13 protein-coding genes are annotated in these 16,205 nt (G+C 73.3%); 2 read left to right on the forward strand and 11 right to left on the reverse strand.

Going from position 1 to position 16,205, the window contains the following annotated elements; genetic code table 11:
- Positions 1-8: 8 nt before the first annotated feature.
- Positions 9-1,340, reverse strand: coding sequence for an extracellular solute-binding protein (locus ABZW03_RS06650; RefSeq protein ID WP_355253232.1), 1,332 nt, complete (start codon positions 1,338-1,340; stop codon positions 9-11).
- 393 nt (positions 1,341-1,733) lie between these two features.
- On the opposite strand from ABZW03_RS06650, the gene ABZW03_RS06655 reads away from it, so the two are divergent.
- Positions 1,734-2,753 (forward strand): LacI family DNA-binding transcriptional regulator, encoded by a 1,020-nt coding sequence (locus tag ABZW03_RS06655; RefSeq protein ID WP_355253235.1) that lies wholly within the window; start codon positions 1,734-1,736, stop codon positions 2,751-2,753.
- 182 nt (positions 2,754-2,935) lie between these two features.
- On the opposite strand, the gene ABZW03_RS06660 is transcribed toward ABZW03_RS06655, so the two are convergent.
- From ABZW03_RS06660 to ABZW03_RS06705, 10 genes are all read right to left on the reverse strand, one after another.
- A complete protein-coding gene (locus tag ABZW03_RS06660; protein WP_355253238.1) occupies positions 2,936-4,750 on the reverse strand; it encodes a glycoside hydrolase family 6 protein in 1,815 nt (604 codons plus the stop codon).
- Positions 4,751-4,842: 92 nt separating this feature from the next.
- Complete coding sequence (locus tag ABZW03_RS06665; protein ID WP_355253241.1) at positions 4,843-6,396, reverse strand: cellulose binding domain-containing protein; 1,554 nt, start codon at positions 6,394-6,396, stop codon at positions 4,843-4,845.
- 738 nt (positions 6,397-7,134) lie between these two features.
- Positions 7,135-7,515: a VOC family protein gene (locus tag ABZW03_RS06670; RefSeq protein WP_355253244.1), complete on the reverse strand. Its 381-nt coding sequence runs from the start codon at positions 7,513-7,515 to the stop codon at positions 7,135-7,137.
- 219 nt (positions 7,516-7,734) lie between these two features.
- Positions 7,735-8,892, reverse strand: coding sequence for a class I SAM-dependent methyltransferase (locus ABZW03_RS06675; RefSeq protein ID WP_355253247.1), 1,158 nt, complete (start codon positions 8,890-8,892; stop codon positions 7,735-7,737).
- Between the two features lie 282 nt (positions 8,893-9,174).
- Positions 9,175-10,077, reverse strand: coding sequence for an STM4011 family radical SAM protein (locus tag ABZW03_RS06680; RefSeq protein WP_355253250.1), 903 nt, complete (start codon positions 10,075-10,077; stop codon positions 9,175-9,177).
- An 11-nt stretch (positions 10,078-10,088) separates the two neighbouring features.
- Positions 10,089-11,423, reverse strand: coding sequence for an STM4012 family radical SAM protein (locus ABZW03_RS06685; RefSeq protein ID WP_355253253.1), 1,335 nt, complete (start codon positions 11,421-11,423; stop codon positions 10,089-10,091).
- The gene (locus ABZW03_RS06690; protein ID WP_355253280.1) at positions 11,420-12,262 is read right to left on the reverse strand and encodes an STM4013/SEN3800 family hydrolase; all 843 of its coding nucleotides are present in this window, start codon (positions 12,260-12,262) and stop codon (positions 11,420-11,422) included. Before ABZW03_RS06690 ends, ABZW03_RS06685 begins: the two co-directional genes overlap by 4 nt.
- A gap of 41 nt (positions 12,263-12,303) precedes the next feature.
- The gene (locus ABZW03_RS06695; protein ID WP_355253256.1) at positions 12,304-13,428 is read right to left on the reverse strand and encodes an STM4014 family protein; all 1,125 of its coding nucleotides are present in this window, start codon (positions 13,426-13,428) and stop codon (positions 12,304-12,306) included.
- Positions 13,429-13,444: 16 nt separating this feature from the next.
- A complete protein-coding gene (locus ABZW03_RS06700; RefSeq protein WP_355253259.1) occupies positions 13,445-14,380 on the reverse strand; it encodes an STM4015 family protein in 936 nt (311 codons plus the stop codon).
- Between the two features lie 63 nt (positions 14,381-14,443).
- On the reverse strand, positions 14,444-15,421 hold the full coding sequence (locus ABZW03_RS06705; protein WP_355253262.1) for an STM4015 family protein: 978 nt from the start codon (positions 15,419-15,421) through the stop codon (positions 14,444-14,446).
- A gap of 201 nt (positions 15,422-15,622) precedes the next feature.
- On the opposite strand from ABZW03_RS06705, the gene ABZW03_RS06710 reads away from it, so the two are divergent.
- Positions 15,623-15,949 carry a hypothetical protein gene (locus ABZW03_RS06710; RefSeq protein ID WP_355253265.1) on the forward strand — a complete coding sequence of 109 codons (327 nt, stop codon included), beginning with the start codon at positions 15,623-15,625 and terminating at the stop codon, positions 15,947-15,949.
- The last annotated feature ends 256 nt before the right edge of the window (positions 15,950-16,205 follow it).

Here is a 16,205-nt window from a genome sequence, read left to right on the forward strand (position 1 = left end):
GGGCCCCGCTACTTCTGGATCTTGTCGTCGATCAGCTTCCCGACGTTGGTCCACGCCTGCGCCGGGTCGGTGCCGCGCTGCTCGATGTCGAGGATGCCGTTGTCGGTGATGAAGGTCTTCACCTGGCCGTCCCAGCGGCTGATCGGCACCGCCTTGATGCCGGCCGCGGCCTCCGAGTAGATCCGGCCGACCGGGGCGTCACCGAAGAACGGCAGGACGGCGTCCCGGACGGCGGGGGAGGAGAGGGTCTCCTTGGTGGACGGGATGTTGCCGTTGACCGCGAAGACCTTCGCGTGCTGCGCCGGGGCGGTCAGCCAGGCCGCGAGTTCGGCGGCCTCCTTGACGTGCGGGCCGGACTTCGGGACGGCAAGGAAGGAGCCGCCCCAGTTGCCCGCGACGGGGGCGGGGGCGATGTCCCACTTGCCCTGGTTCTCCGGACCGGCCTGGTCCTTGATGATCCCGGTCATCCAGCTCGGGCAGGCGACGGTGGCGAACCGGTTGTTCTTGAAGCCCGCGTTCCAGGTGCCCTTCTCGTCGAACTGCCGCAGCTTGGCGCTCAGTCCACCGGTGGCCGCGCTGGTGGCGACGGTCCAGGCCTTCTGCACCCCGGGGCTGTTCTTGTAGTCCAACTCGCCCTTGGCGTTGGCGTACTGGATCGGCTCGCTGGAGACGACGGCGTTGAACAGCCCGCTGGCCGAGTCGTGGAAGGCGGTGCCCTCGGGCGCCTTCGCCTGGTAGGTGCGGCCGGTCTCGAGGAACTTGTCCCAGCTGCCGGCCCAGAGCGCGCCGACCTGGGCGCGGTCGGTCGGCAGCCCGGCCTTGGCGAAGAGGTCCTTGTTGTAGCAGATCGCCATCGGGCCGATGTCGGTGCCGAGGCCGATCACCTTGCCGTCCGCGGTGGTGGCCTGCTTGACCTTCCAGTCCAGGTAGGCGCCGAGGTCGGCGCCACCGGTCTTGCCGAGGTCCGCCCACTTGCCCGCCAGGGTGGGCCCGGTGGCCTCGGCGATGTAGCCGACCTCGACGGCCTGGATGTCGGCGAGGCCGCTGTCCCGGGTGAGCCGGAGCTTGAGCGTGTCCCAGTACTTCTGGCCGTCGGCCACGTTGGACTCGACGATCTTGATGTTCGGGTGCAGCTTCTCGTACTCGGCGTACAGCTTGGCGCCGGTCTCGTTGTCGTACCCGAAGGACCCGTAGGTGCCGATCCGCAGGGTGACGGTGCCGCCGCCGTCCGCCTTCGAACCGGTGCCGCCGCCGCTGCCGCAGCCGGCCAGCAGGGCGGTGCTCGCGGCCAGGGCGGCGAGCGCGGCGAGGTGCCGACGTCTGGGGGTGTTGGTGCGCATTCCACTCTCCTCGTCCGGGGTGGTGTGTTCGGGGTGGTGTGTTCGGGACGCTGTGTCTGGGGTGCTGTGTCCGGGGTGCTGTATCCGGGGTGCTGTGTCCGGGGGTGGTGCGGTCCGGGTGGTGTGCGTCGGGCTCCGCCCAGGGGTGGCGCCGGGGTGCGGGTGACGACCCCCGGGTGGATGGGAGCGCTCCCACGCCACATGCGGAAGGTTCTTCCCCGACTGATCCGATGTCAAGAGATGTAACCGAATTTCCTTGAGGGGCCCAGTAGTTGGGGAGTTGACTCCATTTCCTGAAAGCGGACGGGACGTGGCGGCAGCGAGTTCCGGTGATCTAGGATTCGCTGCCAAGCGGGCGGGAGACCGCGGACGGCGGCGGAAGGCGCGTGGGCAGTGGGCGGACGGCAGACCGGAAGGCCGACCCTGGAGGAGGTCGCGGCCCGGGCCGGGGTCGGGCGCGGCACGGTGTCCCGGGTGATCAACGGTTCGTCCCGGGTGAGCGAACAGGCGAAGGAGGCGGTGGGCCGGGCCATCGCGGAGCTGGGCTACGTGCCGAACCGGGCGGCCCGGGCGCTGGCCGGCAGCCGGACGGACGCGGTCGCGTTGGTCGTGCCCGAGACCGAGGCGCGGCTCGCGGAACCGTACTTCCTGGACATCATCCGCGGCGTGAGCGCCGAACTCGCCGCGGCGGACATGCAGTTGCTGCTCACGCTGATCCGCACCGAGCAGGAGCGACAGCGCTTCGAGCAGTACCTCGCGGCGCAGCGGGTGGACGGCGTCCTGCTGGTCTCCGTGCACCGGGACGACCCGCTGCCGGACCAGGTGCGCGCGCTGGGCCTGCCGGCCGTGCTCAACGGGCGCCGTTCGCCGCAGGAGCCGGTGGCGTACGTCGACTCCGACAACGTGGGAGCCGGCCGCTCGGCGGTGGCGCACCTGGCCGGGCGCGGGCGGTGCCGCATCGCCACCATCACCGGTCCGCTGGACATGGACGCCGCGCGGGGGCGGTTGGCCGGCTACCGTCAGGGGTTGGCGGAGGCCGGGCTGCCGGCGGACGAACTCCTCGTCGCCACCGGCGACTTCACGGAGGACGGCGGCCGGCGGGCGATGCGCGAGCTGCTGGCGCAGTGCTCCGACCTGGACGCGGTGTTCGCCGCCTCCGACCTGATGGCCGTCGGAGCCCTCGCCGTGCTGCGGGCCAGCGGCCTGGACGTGCCCGGTGACGTCGCGCTGGTGGGCGTCGACGACTCGCCGGTGGCCCGCCACCTCGACCCGCCGCTGACCAGCGTCCGCCAGCCGATCGAGGAGATGGGGCGCACGATGGCCGGGCTGCTGCTGCGGCAGATCGCCGGTGAGGACGTCGAGCCGTCCCACCTGGTGCTGCCGACCGAGCTGGTGGTTCGGAAGTCCTCCTGAGCACCCGCGGACCGCCCGGAGCCCCGCGGGCTCCGGACGGTCTGGGTGGTCCGGAACGGGTGGGCTCCGGACGGTGGGGCTGTTCAGCGCCGGGTGGGTCCCGGGCGTTGGGGGCTGTTCAGCGCCGTGTCACAGCGCCGTGTCACGGTGCTGTGCCACAGCACCGGGTCACAGCGTCGGGGTCACAGCGCCGGGTAGGCGTTCTTCAGCAGCTCCTGGAACTGGGCGGAGAACCAGTCGCCGGCCAGCGGCGCGTCCGGCAGCGCGCCGGACATGCTGTTGTTGTTCCTCGGGTTGCCGGTGTACGTCGGGTCGCACATCCGGTCGAAGCCCTTGCCGTCGTTGTTCGGGATCTCCTTGCTGGCCCCGTCCGACTCGCCCGGCGGCTTCATCCAGACGTACGCGTCGATGCCCGGCTCCGGGGCCGCCTGCGGCCGCTCACCGAGGCCCGCGCCCGACTGGTTGCACCAGTTGCCGGTCTGGAACCGCCGGTCGTAGCGCCCGCCGTCGACGTAGGCGTCGACGCTGGTCCGCGGCCCGGGCCCGGCCGGCCGGGCGGTGCCGCCCCAGCCGTTGCGCGAGGTGTCGATCAGCATGCCGAGCCGGGAGTCGAAGCCCAGCGAGACCAGCTTGGCCCGCATCGCCTGCGCGTAGGACAGCTCGTCGGTGTACCGGTTCCAGTCGACCCACTTGGACTGGCGGACGGAGGTGCCGTTGACGCTGTCGTCGATGGTGAAGTTCTTCTCCTTGAGCGCGCTGTAGTTCGCGGTGTTGACGATGAAGCCGTGCACGTTGGAGAGGGTCGAGCCCTCGCTCGTCGCGGCCTGCTTGAACAGTTCCGCGGAAGCGCCGAGGTTGTCGTCCCAGCCGAGCCAGCCGTGGTGACCGGCGTCGACGTAGTTGTACACGTTGGGCACGGCGCCCAGCTTCTTGAGCGCGTAGCCGACGCCCGTGATGTAGTTGCCGTTGGCCTTCATCACGTCGCACGCGGGGGTCGCGGTGACCCGCGGCGTGACGTTGGTGGCCAGGTTCGGCAGCGAGTCGATCTCGACCGCGGTGACGATGCGCAGCCCCGCGTACTTCGGGTCGGCGAGGATCGCCGCGAGCGGGTCGATGAACTCCGTCTTGTACCGGCCGATCTCGGTCGGGCCGAGCTCGCCGTTGGAGGCGAGCGCGGAGCAGTCCCGGCCGGGCAGGTCGTAGACCACCAGCTGGACGACGAGCTCGCCGCTGCCCTTCTGGCGCAGCGCCTCGTCGAGGTGGGCGCGCAGGCCCATCTTGCCGTTGGCACCGGTGACGGCGGCGATCCGGTCGAGCCAGATGCCGGTGGGCTGGTTGGCGACCTTGCTGCCGCCGGGCTCGGCGGCGGCGTGCGCGGACCACTCGGGGTTCACGTAGACCTTGGCACCGGCGTACGGGTTGTCGACCCGGGTGCCGGGCTGGGTGGTGGGGGTGCCCGTGGGGGTCGTGGTCGGCGTCCCGGTGGGCGTCGTGGTCGGCGTCGTGGTCGGGGTGCCCGTGGGGGTCGTGGTGGCGCCGTTGCACAGCACGCCGTTGAGCTTGAAGACGGTGGGCACGGGGTTGGCGCCGCTGTACGAGGCGTTGAAGCCGAACGAGGTGGAGCCACCCGTCCCCAGGCTGCCGTTGTACGAGACGTTCCGGGCGGTGACCGCGGCCCCGGACTGGCTGATGGTGGAGTTCCAGCCCTGGGTGACCTGCTGGTCGCCGGCGAAGGTCCACTCCAGGGTCCAGGAGCTCAGCGGGTCACCGGTGTTGGTGACGGCGACGTTGGCGCCGAAGCCGGTGCCCCACTGGTTGGAGACCTGGTAGTCGACCCGGCAGCCGGCCGTGGCGGCGCCCGCCGAGGTGGACAGCACGGTGGCGGTGGCGCCGGTGGCGGCGAGCACGCCGAGGGCGGCGAGCAGGGCCGTCCGGTTGCTGCGCAACCGGTTGAGGGTGGGGCCGGTGGCGCGCGTGGTGCGCTTGGTGCGGCTCATGGTGTGGGGATTCCTTCCGGTGTTCGCTCGGAGGTTCGCTCGGGGGTTCGCGCGGGTCGTCCGGGTTCGCCCGATGCTCGCGCGGTGTCGCTTCAGCGTTCGTTCAGGGCGCGCAGGTGGTCGCGCAGTCCGACGCCGAACGCGGTGGGGGTGCCGTCGTAAGCGCTGATCAGGGCAGGGCCGGAGGAGCAGTCCCAGGTGTTCCAGGTCCAGCCCAGGTAGGAGAGCCCGCGGTCGTCGAACCACGTCATGACGCGGTCGACGAACGCGTGCCCGCAGGTGTTCTCACCGATCTCGCCCGCCACGAGTGGGACGCGGGCGGCGACCGGAGCCAGGGTGGAGGTCCAGCAGGTCTCGCTGGCACAGGAGTTGAAGTTGTAGACGTGCCAGGCGGCGGCCAGTGCGCCGGCCGGGTCCGCGGGGGCGTGGGCGAGCCAGCCGCTCAGGTCGTTCGCGTAGGCGACTCCGGGGACGAGCACGAGGTTGCGCGAACCGGTGGCCCGGACGGCGTCCACCAGGTCCTGCATGCCGGCCACCTCGTAGCCGATGCCCGGGCAGGTGCCGCCGTCGCGCCAGCAGGCCCAGGCCTGTTCGGTGGTGGCCGTGGCCCGGTCCGGGTAGGGCTCGTTGAACAGGTCGAAGACCACCCGGCGGTCGTCCTTGAAGGTGTTCGCCACCGAGGTCCAGAAGGCCGGGGCGTAACGGGCGTCCGGCATGGGCTTCTGGCAGGAGGCGTGGACGTCCGAGCAGCCCGCCGAGGGGCCGGTGTACTGGCCGTACGTCCAGTGGAGTTCGACCACAGGGGTCATCCCGTGGGCGAGGACGCGGGTCACCAGCGCCTTGACGGCGTCGACGTAGGCGGTGCCCCGGTACTCGGGCCGGATGTTGTCCAGGCCGAGCCAGCACTCCTCGTTGAGCGTGATGCGGACGGTGTTGGCCTGCCAGTCCGCGATGGCCCGGACGGCCGCGTCGTCCACCGGGCCGTCGAAGATGCCGTGGCCCTGGACGCACATGAACTCGCCGCCGGAGCGGTTGACGCCGAGCAGGCGGCGGGTGGCACCGCTCGGGTCGGTCAGCCGGTTGCCGCTGACGCCGAGTTCGGGCGCGCCGGCGGTCGGTGTGCCGGTGGGCGTGCCGGTGGGCGTGCCGGTCGGGGTGGAGGTCGGCGTCGCGGTCGGCGTCGCGGTCGGTGAGGGGGTCGATGTGGTCGTGGGTGTCGGGGTCGAACCGCTGTCGCAGGCAAGGCCGTTGAGGGTGAATCCGGTCGGAGCGGGGTTGCCGCCGGACCAGGAGGCGATGAGGCCGAGGGTGACGCTCCCTCCGGTCCCGAGCGAGCCGTTCCAACTCTCGTTCACGGCCGTGACCTTGGTGCCGGACTGGGACCAGGTGGCGCCCCAGCCCTGGGTGACGTGCTGGCCGCCGGTGAAGTCGAAGCCGAGGCTCCAACCACTGGCGGGCGCACCGTTGTTGGTGACGACGACGGAGGCCTGGAAGCCGCCGTCCCACTGGTTGACCGTGGAGTAGGCCACGGAGCAGCCGACGGCTGCCGCGGTGCCCGGGCCCGCACCTGCCGTGGCGGACACGGCGCTCACCAGGGTGAGGGCCGCGCCGCCGAGCAGCGCCGCGAGGCGTGGGGGGTGTCGCATGAGCGACTCCTTGCAGCGAGGACGCGCCACGTGCCGCGCGTCGACTGACGGAATCGCTCCCACTGGTGGGCACCGACCGTAGCGCCAACTGCCGCCAAGGAAAAGAGGAGTTGCCGGGATTTGTCGGCAGTGGTGTTCGACTCTTCAAGCCTCTTGACCCACCCGCGGGCATCCCTCACAGTGGGAGCGCTCCCACTGGTTCGAACGGTTTCATTTCATGGCTGCGCAGAGGGCGGCCGGCCGAGCCAAGACGCCGGTGATGTGCACCTCTCCGCTCGTACGCACGGCTGAGACCACGCCCCGACCTCAACCCCTCGACCTCACCCCCCCGAAGGCTTCATCCCCGCAGTGCTCGACACCGGATGGAGGCGGAGTCGTTTCCCGGCACGGCCTCTTCGTCCGCATCGACCGGGCCCGGCAGGTGAGCGGATGCGGCGACGGTGGCCCCCCTTGGCCGTCGCCGCACGTTCCGTGCGACGGCCCGGTCGAGGAGTCCTCCTACAGCACGTTCGTCATCTGGCCCGAGGGTCGCGCGTTCGGCGCTGCCCGCGCTGCCCGCGCTGCCCGCGCTGCCCGCGCTGCCCGCGCTGCCGTGCGGCGGCGTTGCCGCGCTCGGTGCGGAGCACGATCGCCGCGTCGGGGTGGGGGACGGCACTGCGGGCCGGCCCGTGGGCCCGGACGTCCCCGCCGACGTGACCTGAGCGGTCGCCGCGACGTCGGCGAGGACGGGGGCCGGTGTTACCTGGTGGTGCGTTCGTTCACGCAGAGGATGTTTCCTTCGCTGTCCTTGAACCAGGCAGCGCGCATGCCGTCGGCCTCGGCAATGCCGTTGACGGTCTTCAGGCCGGGGAAGTCGTAGTCCTCGAACGTGACGCCGCGGTTGCGTAGAGCCGCCATCTCGGCGTCGAGGTCGGTGACCTTGAAGCTGGCCAGCGTGTGGGCGGCCTGGCCGCCGCTGGGTGTCTCATAGATGCCGAACTCGGTGCTGCCGCACTGGAAGGTGAGCTCCTGCGGGCTCTCCTCGGTGAGCTTGAGGCCGAGGGTGTCGGTGTAGAACGCCTTCGCGCGGGCCAGATCGGCGGCCGGGATGATGGCTATCAGGGGTGCGTCTCCTAGCATGTCCATCGCCTCCTACCACCAGGCTAGGTACGTCGGCGCCGGGCCGCTCAGGGAGGCCGCGGGCCGGACCGACGGGGCGCGAAGGCGGGCTGCCCGCGGTGCGGTCGGACGCGGACCGGCGGCGGCTGCGGAGTGCTGATCGGCCCCCACCCTGTGTGTGGATCGGATCGACCGTCACACGGCGGGCGCTTCGGGCCGTGTGCGGCGGGTTGCACCGAGTCATGCGGGGGCCAGCCTCCAGAGCGAGGTCACCTCGGCGGCGCGGGCGGCGCGCAGGAGGGGATCGGCCTGCTCGGGCGCGGTGGCCCGAGGGTGGCGGGGGACGGTGTCGAGACGGCCGGTGACGCGCAGCCCGGCTCCGGAGACGGCGCCGAGCAGGTCGGCGCGGGACCGCAGGCCGAGGTGTTCGGCGAGGTCGGAGAGGACGAGCCAGCCCTCGCCGCCGGGAAGCAGGCGGTCGGCCAAGCCGTCGAGGAAGCCGTGCAGCATCCGGCTGTCCCGGTCGTAGACGCCCTCGTCGAGGGTGGAGCTCGGCCGGCCGGGCAGCCACGGGGGATTGCACACGACCAGCGCGGCCCGGCCGCGGCCGGGAGGGTAGAGGCCGGTGCCGGCGGTCTCGATGCGGTCGGCGAGACCGAGACGGCGGGCGTTGTCGCGGGCGCAGGCGAGGGCCCGCGGGTTGGCGTCGGTGGCCAGGACCTCGCGCAGGCCGCGCCGGGCGAGCAGCACGGCGAGCACACCCGTGCCGGTGCCGAGGTCGTAGGCGGTGGGGTGGGTACGGGCGGCCGGCGGCAGCGGCGCCCGGGCGACGAGGTCGACGTACTCGCCGCGGACAGGGGAGAAGACCCCGTAGTGCGGGTGGATGCGGGCGCCGAGGGCCGGAACCTCGACGCCCCTGGTGCGCCACTGGTGTGCGCCGATCACACCGAGGAGCTCGCGCAGGGACACGATTCTGTTGTCAAGGAGCGGTCCGTAGGCCGCCAGGCAGGCCTCGCGGACGTCGGGCGCCCGGTGGAGCCGGACGCGGTGATCCGCGCCGATCGGGACCAGCAGCATGCCGAGGACGCGCGCGAGGCGGGCGCGCTCCCGTCGGTGCTGCCGGAAGGCCTCGGCGGCCGAGTCGGGTGCGGATCGGGGCCGGCGCCGCTCGGCGCGGCGGCGCATGGCGTGCAGGAGGCGGAGCGCGCCGGGGTAGTCGCCCTGCCAGAGCAGGGCGGTGCCCTCGCAGGCCAACCGGTAGGCGACCTCGGCGCGAAGGGAGTCGTCGGCGGCGATCAGGCGACGCGGTGGTGGCGTGCCGTTCTCGCTGTGCCAGGGTGCGGGCAGGGCGGAACTGGTGGGCAGGGTGGCGATGCTGGGCCGGTGGGTGTCGGACACCGGGGCTCCTCGTGGTCGAACGTGCAAGGGGGCACGAAGAGCACTTCGACGAGGAGGTGAGCAGCGGGCGCGTCGGGCCGTGGCACCGCCGGGACGGCGGGCGCGGGCGTCAGGCCGGGTGCGGCTCACGCGTCGAAGCGCGAGCCGGGGTGTCACCGAGTACGAGGCCCGGCACGACGGCGAGCCGTATGGCACTGATCATCTGCGGGCCTCCTTCCGAACCTGCTGGTCCTGCGCGGTTGTTCGTACGCTTTCACACAGAGTGGCCGGTTGGCAACCGATTTATCGCCGCCCCTCCGGCCAGCCGTGCGGCACGCGCTCCAGCACACCCGCACCGAACAGTTCGTAGAGCGGCAGGGTCTCCAGGTGGACGTAGCCGATGTGGCAGTCGCAGACCGGCAACGGGCAGGCACGCGGGCCCAGTCGGGCGCGGTAGCTGCCGTCGTAGAGGTTGCCCAGGACGTCCCGGACGAAGTGGCAGCGGCGTACGGTGCCGTCGCCGTCCACCGACAGCACGGACTCCCCGGTGCGGCACGGCAGCCCGGCACTGGGGTGGGCGTGCCGGCTGTAGCCGAAGTGCGGGTCGAGGGCGGTCCACCGGGCGGCTTCCTCGTCGGTGTACGCGAGGCCCTCGGCGGCGTTCACCCACAGGTAGACGGACTCCGCGAGTTCGGCGCGCAGCCGGCGGGCCTCGGCGAGGTGCTCGGGTCGGCCGACGACGCCGACGCTGTAGCGAACCCCGAGGGCGTCCAGCTCGCGGCACTTGGCGAGGAACCGGTCGCGGGTGACCTGGCCGGGGTGGAAGGTCACCCAGAGGGCGAGGGCGTCGAGGTCCGCCTCGGCGAGCCAGCCCGTGCGGCAGCTGAGGTTGGTCTGGATCGCGACGCGGCGGACGTGCGGCAGACGGCTCAGCTCGACCAGCGCGCGGCGGTACCAGGACCGTACCAGGCCCTCGCCCCAGGGGGTGAAGAGCAGCGACAGGGTGTCGCCGGTGCCCGCACGCCCGGCGGCCCAGCCGGTGAAGCGCTCCAGCGCGGCCCGGTCGGCCCGCAACTGCTCGGGGCTGTCGCGCCGCTTGGCGAACGGGCAGTACGGGCAGTCGTAGTCGCAGGAGGCGAGCGGGCCGCGGTAGAGCAGGCTGAGGTCCCGAGCGCCGTCCTGCGGCAGCGGTGCGGCGGAGGGCATGCCGAGGAAGGTCATTTCGCCTCGTACGCCGCCATCAGCGCCCCGACCTCGGGCGAGAACAGCATCGGCCCGACCGCGTCCGAGTGCGCCAGCCCCTCCGGGCTGAGCCGCAGGAACTCCGTGTCGCCCCCGGCGAGCCAGCCGCGCCCGGCGAACTCGGCCAGCTCCGCCGGGAAGTCCTCGGCCGGTGAACTGCCGAACCGGGCGCGGTAGTCCGCCAGCGGCATGCCCTCGGCCTGGAGCAGCGACTGCACCAGGTGGCGCCGGCGCGGCTCCGCGCCGCCCATCCAGTGGCCGACCTCGGCCCGGTGGAAGTCCTCGGTGGCGACGTAGTCGTCGATGATGCCGCGCACCTCGGTGGCGTTCACCGCGTAGTCGAAGGAGTAGTGCAGCCGCGAGGTGTAGGAGCGGGCACCGCAGCCCAGGCCGACCATGCCGTCGGTCTGGCAGGCGTACTCGCCCGACCCGGCCTGCGGGGAGGCCGCGCGGCGGAACATCCGCATCGACACCTGCTGGTACCCGTGGGCGAGCAGGTGGTCGCGGCCGGCCCGGTAGAGCGCCAGCCGGCGCGCGTCCCAGGCGGAGGCGCTCTCCTGCTCGCCGCGCCGGGCCAGTCCGGTCAGCGGACGGACGTACAGCGGGTAGAGGTAGAGCTCCTCGGGCTGCCAGGCGAGCGCGGTGTCCAGCGAGCGGAGCCAGCTCGCCTCGGTCTGGCCGTCGATGCCGTAGATGAGGTCGATGTTGAGCACCGGGAACCCGGCCGCGCGGATCCGGCCGAGGGCGGCCTCCACCTCGGCCCGCTTCTGCGGACGGACGGCGGAGCGCGCCTCGGCGTCGTCGAAGGACTGGACGCCCAGGCTCAGCCGGGTGGTGCCCCGGGCGGCCAGCACCTCCAGCCGGTCGGCGGTCGCGGTGGCGGGCGAGGCCTCCACCGAGAGCGGTATCGCCCGCAGGTCGGCGCCCATCCGCCGCTCGGCGATGTCGCACAGCCGCTCCAGCTCACCGGCCGTCAGGTAGGTGGGCGTGCCGCCGCCGAACGCGGCCAGCGCGAACCGGGCCCCCTCGTCCAGCGCCGCGCGCACCGCCGTGGCCTGGCGCTCCAGGGCGTCCAGGTAGGCCGTGGTCAGGCCTTCGGGGCTGCCGATCCGGGTGAACAGGTTGCAGAAGCCGCAGCGCACCTCGCAGAACGGGATGTGCAGGTAGAGCGAGAGCGCGTGCTGGGCCTCGCCCGCCCACAGCTCGCGCAGCGGCGGCCGCTCCGGCAGCGGGCGGTAGGCCGTCTTGTGCGGGTACGCGTAGACGTACGACTGGTACGGCGAGTCCGGGCGCGGGGGTGCGGTGGTCATGCGCGCTCCTCGGAGGTCGCGGTGGCGCCCGCCGTTCGGGCGGGGAGGGTGAAGTGCGCGTACGGGACCGTCCAGACCACCTCGTGGCCGATCCGGTGCCCGGTGTAGCCGTCCTCGCCGTAGGCGGTGCCGTGGTCGGAGCAGACGATCGCGAAGCAGGGGCGGCGGGCGCTCATCGCCGCGAACAGCCGGCCGATGTGCGCGTCCACGTACTCCAGGGCGGCGGCGTGGCTGGCCCGGGAGTCCCCGTGCTCACGGGTGGCGCCGGGCAGGTGGAACCAGTTCGGCTGGTGCAGCGCCGAGACGTTCAGGAAGAGGAACAGCGGCTGGTCGGCCGGCTGCTCGGCGGCGACCCGCTCGGCCCGGGCGACCTGCGCCTCGAAGGACGTCGGCGAGGCCACGCCCAGCTCGGGCGCCCAGTGGCTCTCCTGGAAGAGACCGGGCAGCACCGAGCCCAGCGGGCCCTGCCGGTTGAAGAACCCGACACCGCCGATGCACACCGTGCGGTACCCGGCCGCGGCCAGCGCCGTCGGCAGGTCGGGGGCGTCGAAGACCCAGGTGCGCGGGGCGGTGCTCTCGGAGCCGGCGAACCGGGCCGCGAACAGACGCGGGTGCGGGCCGTCCGGGGACACCGGGGTCGGCAGGAAACCGGCCAGGATCGCCTGGTGGGAGGCGTAGGTGAAGCTCCCGGGTGCGTGGCGGCGCTCCCAGCGGCCGCCGGGGAGGACGGCGGCGAGGTTCGGGATGCGGCCGGCGGCGGCCAACTCCTCGGCGACGTCGAAGCGGAGCGTGTCGAGGGTGACGAGCAGCAGGTCGTGGGTGCCCACGACGGCGTTCATGTCGGGGGCGGTGGTGGGGGCGGGGACGGTGGTCCGGTGGTTCATCGAGCGGGTTCCGTGATCTGGTGGTCCGTCGCCGCGGGCGACGACGGGAGGAGAGTGGTGAGTGCGGCCAGCTGGGCGCCGTAGGTGTCGAGGCCCTCGGCGGGCCCGCCGGGCAGGCCGGTGAGGTTGGGGAGCAGGTCGCCGAAGGCGTTCACCTCGCCGACCAGGGCGCGCCGCCAGCCGGTCGTGGGCAGCACGTCGACCCCGACCATCGGGGAGCCGGGGAAGCAGGCCGCCGCGCGCTCGGCCGTCTCCAGCAGGGCAGGCCAGGCCCGACCGGCGGCCTCGCGGACCTGGTCGAGGCTGCCCCGGGCGCCGCCGAGGTGCAGGTTGGTCATGGGCTGGGCGCTGGTGCGCACCACCGCGTGGGTGGCCCGGCCGGCGACCACCACGACCCGGAGGTCCGCCGAGCGCCCGGACTGCGAGGCCTTCGGGACCCACTGCTCGACGTGCAGCCCGTCCGGTGCCAGGCCGTCGACGATCGCGGCGACCTCCCGCTCCTCGCGGTAGCGGCGCACCCGCAGCGAGTTGTGCAAGCGGCCGCCGGCCAGCTCCACCGAGGTGGTGGCCTGCACCTGCCCGCGCGGCCCGAACTCCAGGGCCATCACCCCGGAGGCGGAGGAGCCGTGCGCGGGCTTGACGAAGACCCGGTGCAGGCCGGCCTCGGCGAGGCGTTCGCGCAGGTGCTCCCAGCCGGTGACCTCGCCGCCGAGCGCCCTGGGCACCGGCACCCCGGCCCCGGCGAGCAGCGCGTGCGCGCGGCGCTTGTCGAACATCACGGCGATCTCCTCCGGATCGCCGAGCAGCCGCACGCCGGGCCGGGCGGCCAGCCCGCGCAGCGCGGCCATCACCCCCGCGTACCAGACGGCCGTGCCCTCGACCCTGGTCGGCGCGTAGCCGGGGCCGAGCGCGGGCCCGCGCAGCAGCGCGTCGACCTCGGGCTCCTCGCCGGGCGACTCGATGCGCAGCAGCCCGCCCTCGGGCAGCCGGTACCGGCCGCGCAGCACGTCCAGCCAGGGCAGGACGGCGGGCTCGGGCAGCCCGGCGGCCCGGGCGGCGGCCGCGAACAGTGTCACCCGCCGGTGCCCCGGATTGCCGAGGACGGTCAGCCGCATGGTCATCGCCTCCGCCGCCCGCCTACTCGGCGACCGAGACGTAGCGGTCGAACTCGTCCTCCGCCTCGTCGCCCTCGGCCTCGCCGAGGTCGACCTCGACCCCCGGCAGGGCCGCGCTCAGCCGCTCCATCATGGCGTCGCTCAGGTAGTGGTGGTGCAGGTCGAGCGAAAGCAGGTGGGTGAGCGGCTGGCCCTCCAGCAGGGCGGTGGCGCCCTCGTCGGAGAGCATGCCCATGGAGAGGTCGAGCGACTCCAGCCGGGCCACCACCGGGGCGTGGGCGACGGCGGCGGCGATCTCGTCCTGGAGCTCGCTGTTGGCCAGCCCGAGGTGGCGCAGCTTCGGCAGCCGGGAGCCGTCCAGGAAGGGTGCCAGGTCGTCCATCGCGGCGTCACCGCCGTACTCGTCCACGCCGAGCCAGAGCTCCAGGCGCTCCAGCGCGGGCAGTTCGGAGCCGGCCACCGCGCGCACCACGGTGGCCGGGAGGCCGCCGGACTCGAAGCGCAGGCTGGTCAGCCGGTCGTGCCGCACCGGCTCCAGGGCGAGGTCGGTGCCGCCGCGCACGGCCAGCGACCTCAGCCCGGGGAAGGCGTGCAGCAGCGGGGTGACGTCGTCCATCTCCAGCCAGGAGATCTCGCACTCGTCGTACGTCACCTCGCCGAGGAACAGCGCCTCCAGGGCCGGCAGGCGCCGCGCTTCGGCGGTGATCGCCTCGATCACGGGGCCCACGGACGTGTACTCGTTCCGCCACCAGGGGCCGATCACCACGGCGCGGACGCCGGCCGGGTCGACCTCCGTCAGGAAGGACTGCCAGACCTGGCCGAAGTCCTGCTGGGAGCCGTACTCGACGGACAGCCGCCAGGCGACGGCTCCCGCGGCGGGCCGCGGCCGGGCGTCGGCGGGCGTGAACTCGTGGATCGGCAGCTCGTGGAAGCGTTCGATGTGGTGGGAGACGGCCATGTCGGATCCTGGTGGGTCGAGTGCTGGGACGGGTGGTCGGTCGGTCGCGCGGGGTGGTGACGGCTACTCGGCCACGGCCACGTAGCGCCACTGGTCGTCGGGCTTGCCGGGCTCGGAGAGGTCGAGCTCGACCCCGCTCAGGGCCTGGCGCAGGCGCTGCTGCATCTCCTCGGTGAGGTAGTGGTGGTGCAGGTCGAGCGAGCGCAGGTGGGTGAGCGGCTGGCCCTCCAGCAGGGCGGTGGCGCCCTGGTCGGTCAGCACGCCCATGGAGAGGCTGAGCGACTCCAGGCGGGCGACGACGGGGGCGTGCGCCACGGCGGCCGCGATGTCGTCCTGGAACTCGCTGTTCTGCAGGCCGAGGTGGCGCAGCGCGGGGAAGCGGGTGCCGTCCAGGAACGGCGCGAGGTCGGCCGTCGTCGCGTCGCCGCCGTAGTTGTCCACGCCCAGCCAGAGCTCCAGCCGCTCCAGGGCCGGGAAGTCGCAGCCGGCCACCGAACGCACGACCGAGCCCGGCAGCCCGCCGGCCTCGAAGCGCAGCGCCTCGAGCGCTTCGTGCCGCAGCGGCTGCAGCGCCAGGCCGCCCTTGCCGTCCCAGTCCTCCGACGCGCCGCGCACCACCAGCTCGGCCAGCCGGGGGAACGCCGTCAGCAGCGGCGTGATGTCGCACTGCTGGATCCAGGAGATCTCGCACTCCTCGTAGGTGATGTCGCCGACGAACAGCGCGCGCAGGGCGGGCAGCCGACCGGCGGCGGCGACGATCGCCTCCATCGGCTCCCGGAAGCCCTCCGGCTCCTCCGGCGCCCACTGGCCGACCACCAGGGCCGTGACCCGCTCGGTGTCGACGGCGCCGAGGAACTGCTCCCAGCGCTCGACGAACGTCGCCTCGGACTCGTACTCGAGCCGGATCCGCCAGGCGGCCGACGCCGCGTCCGGCAGCTGGAGGGCGCCGGATCCGCCCTCCTCCCCGGCCTCCTCCAAGGCCTCCACGAAGTCGAAGACGGGAAGACCGTGGAACCGCTCGATGTGGTCGTTGACAGTCATGCGCTGCTCCTCTGGGGTCTGGGCCGAACAACTGTCTACCAGCCGGGACTGACAATCCGGCGGCCGGGTCGCCGTCCGGGCGCGTTGTCAGACCCTTGCTCTATGTTCTGGTCCTGGCTCCGGAGAGTGACCGCGGCAGGCGCGGCGGAGCCGTGGGTTCCGGCGTCCGCCGGGGCCCGGCCGTACGACGAGGGAGGACTGATGTACCGCCAGGGCGATGTGCTGATCGTGCCGGTCGAGGAGGGCGCGGTCCCGCCGCGGGTGGCCGAGCTGGCCGTGCAGCCCCGGGACGCGCGGGGCCGGATGGTGCTCGCGCTCGGCGAGGTCACCGGGCACGCCCACGCCGTGGTCGGCCCGGGCGAACTGCGCCGCGAGACCGGGCCGTTCGGCGCGGGCTGGCTGCACCTGCCCGAGGGCGGCCGGGTGGTGCACGAGGAGCACGCCGCGATACCGCTGCCGAAGGGCTGGTACCGGGTGATCCGCCAGCGCGAGTACGTGCCGGGCGCGGTGCGGGTGGTCGCGGACTGACGACGGCTCCGCCCGCCGTACGGGGGTCGGCGGGCGGGTGCGGGCACGAGGGCAGGGCGCGGCTGGAGCCGCGGCACGGGACGGGAACGGACGGCCGGGCGGGGAGCCCGGCCGGGAACGGAGCAGGGATGGAGACGGTGATCCACGACGAGGTCCGCGGTCGGACGGAGGTGCGGGTGCCGCCCGGTCCGGCCGGGGTGACGGCCCGCTGGCGGGCGGCCGCGGCCGCCACCGGGGCGGGCGACCGGCGTCCATC

This window comes from Kitasatospora sp. NPDC004799 (assembly GCF_040609095.1).
Taxonomy (GTDB): domain Bacteria; phylum Actinomycetota; class Actinomycetes; order Streptomycetales; family Streptomycetaceae; genus Kitasatospora.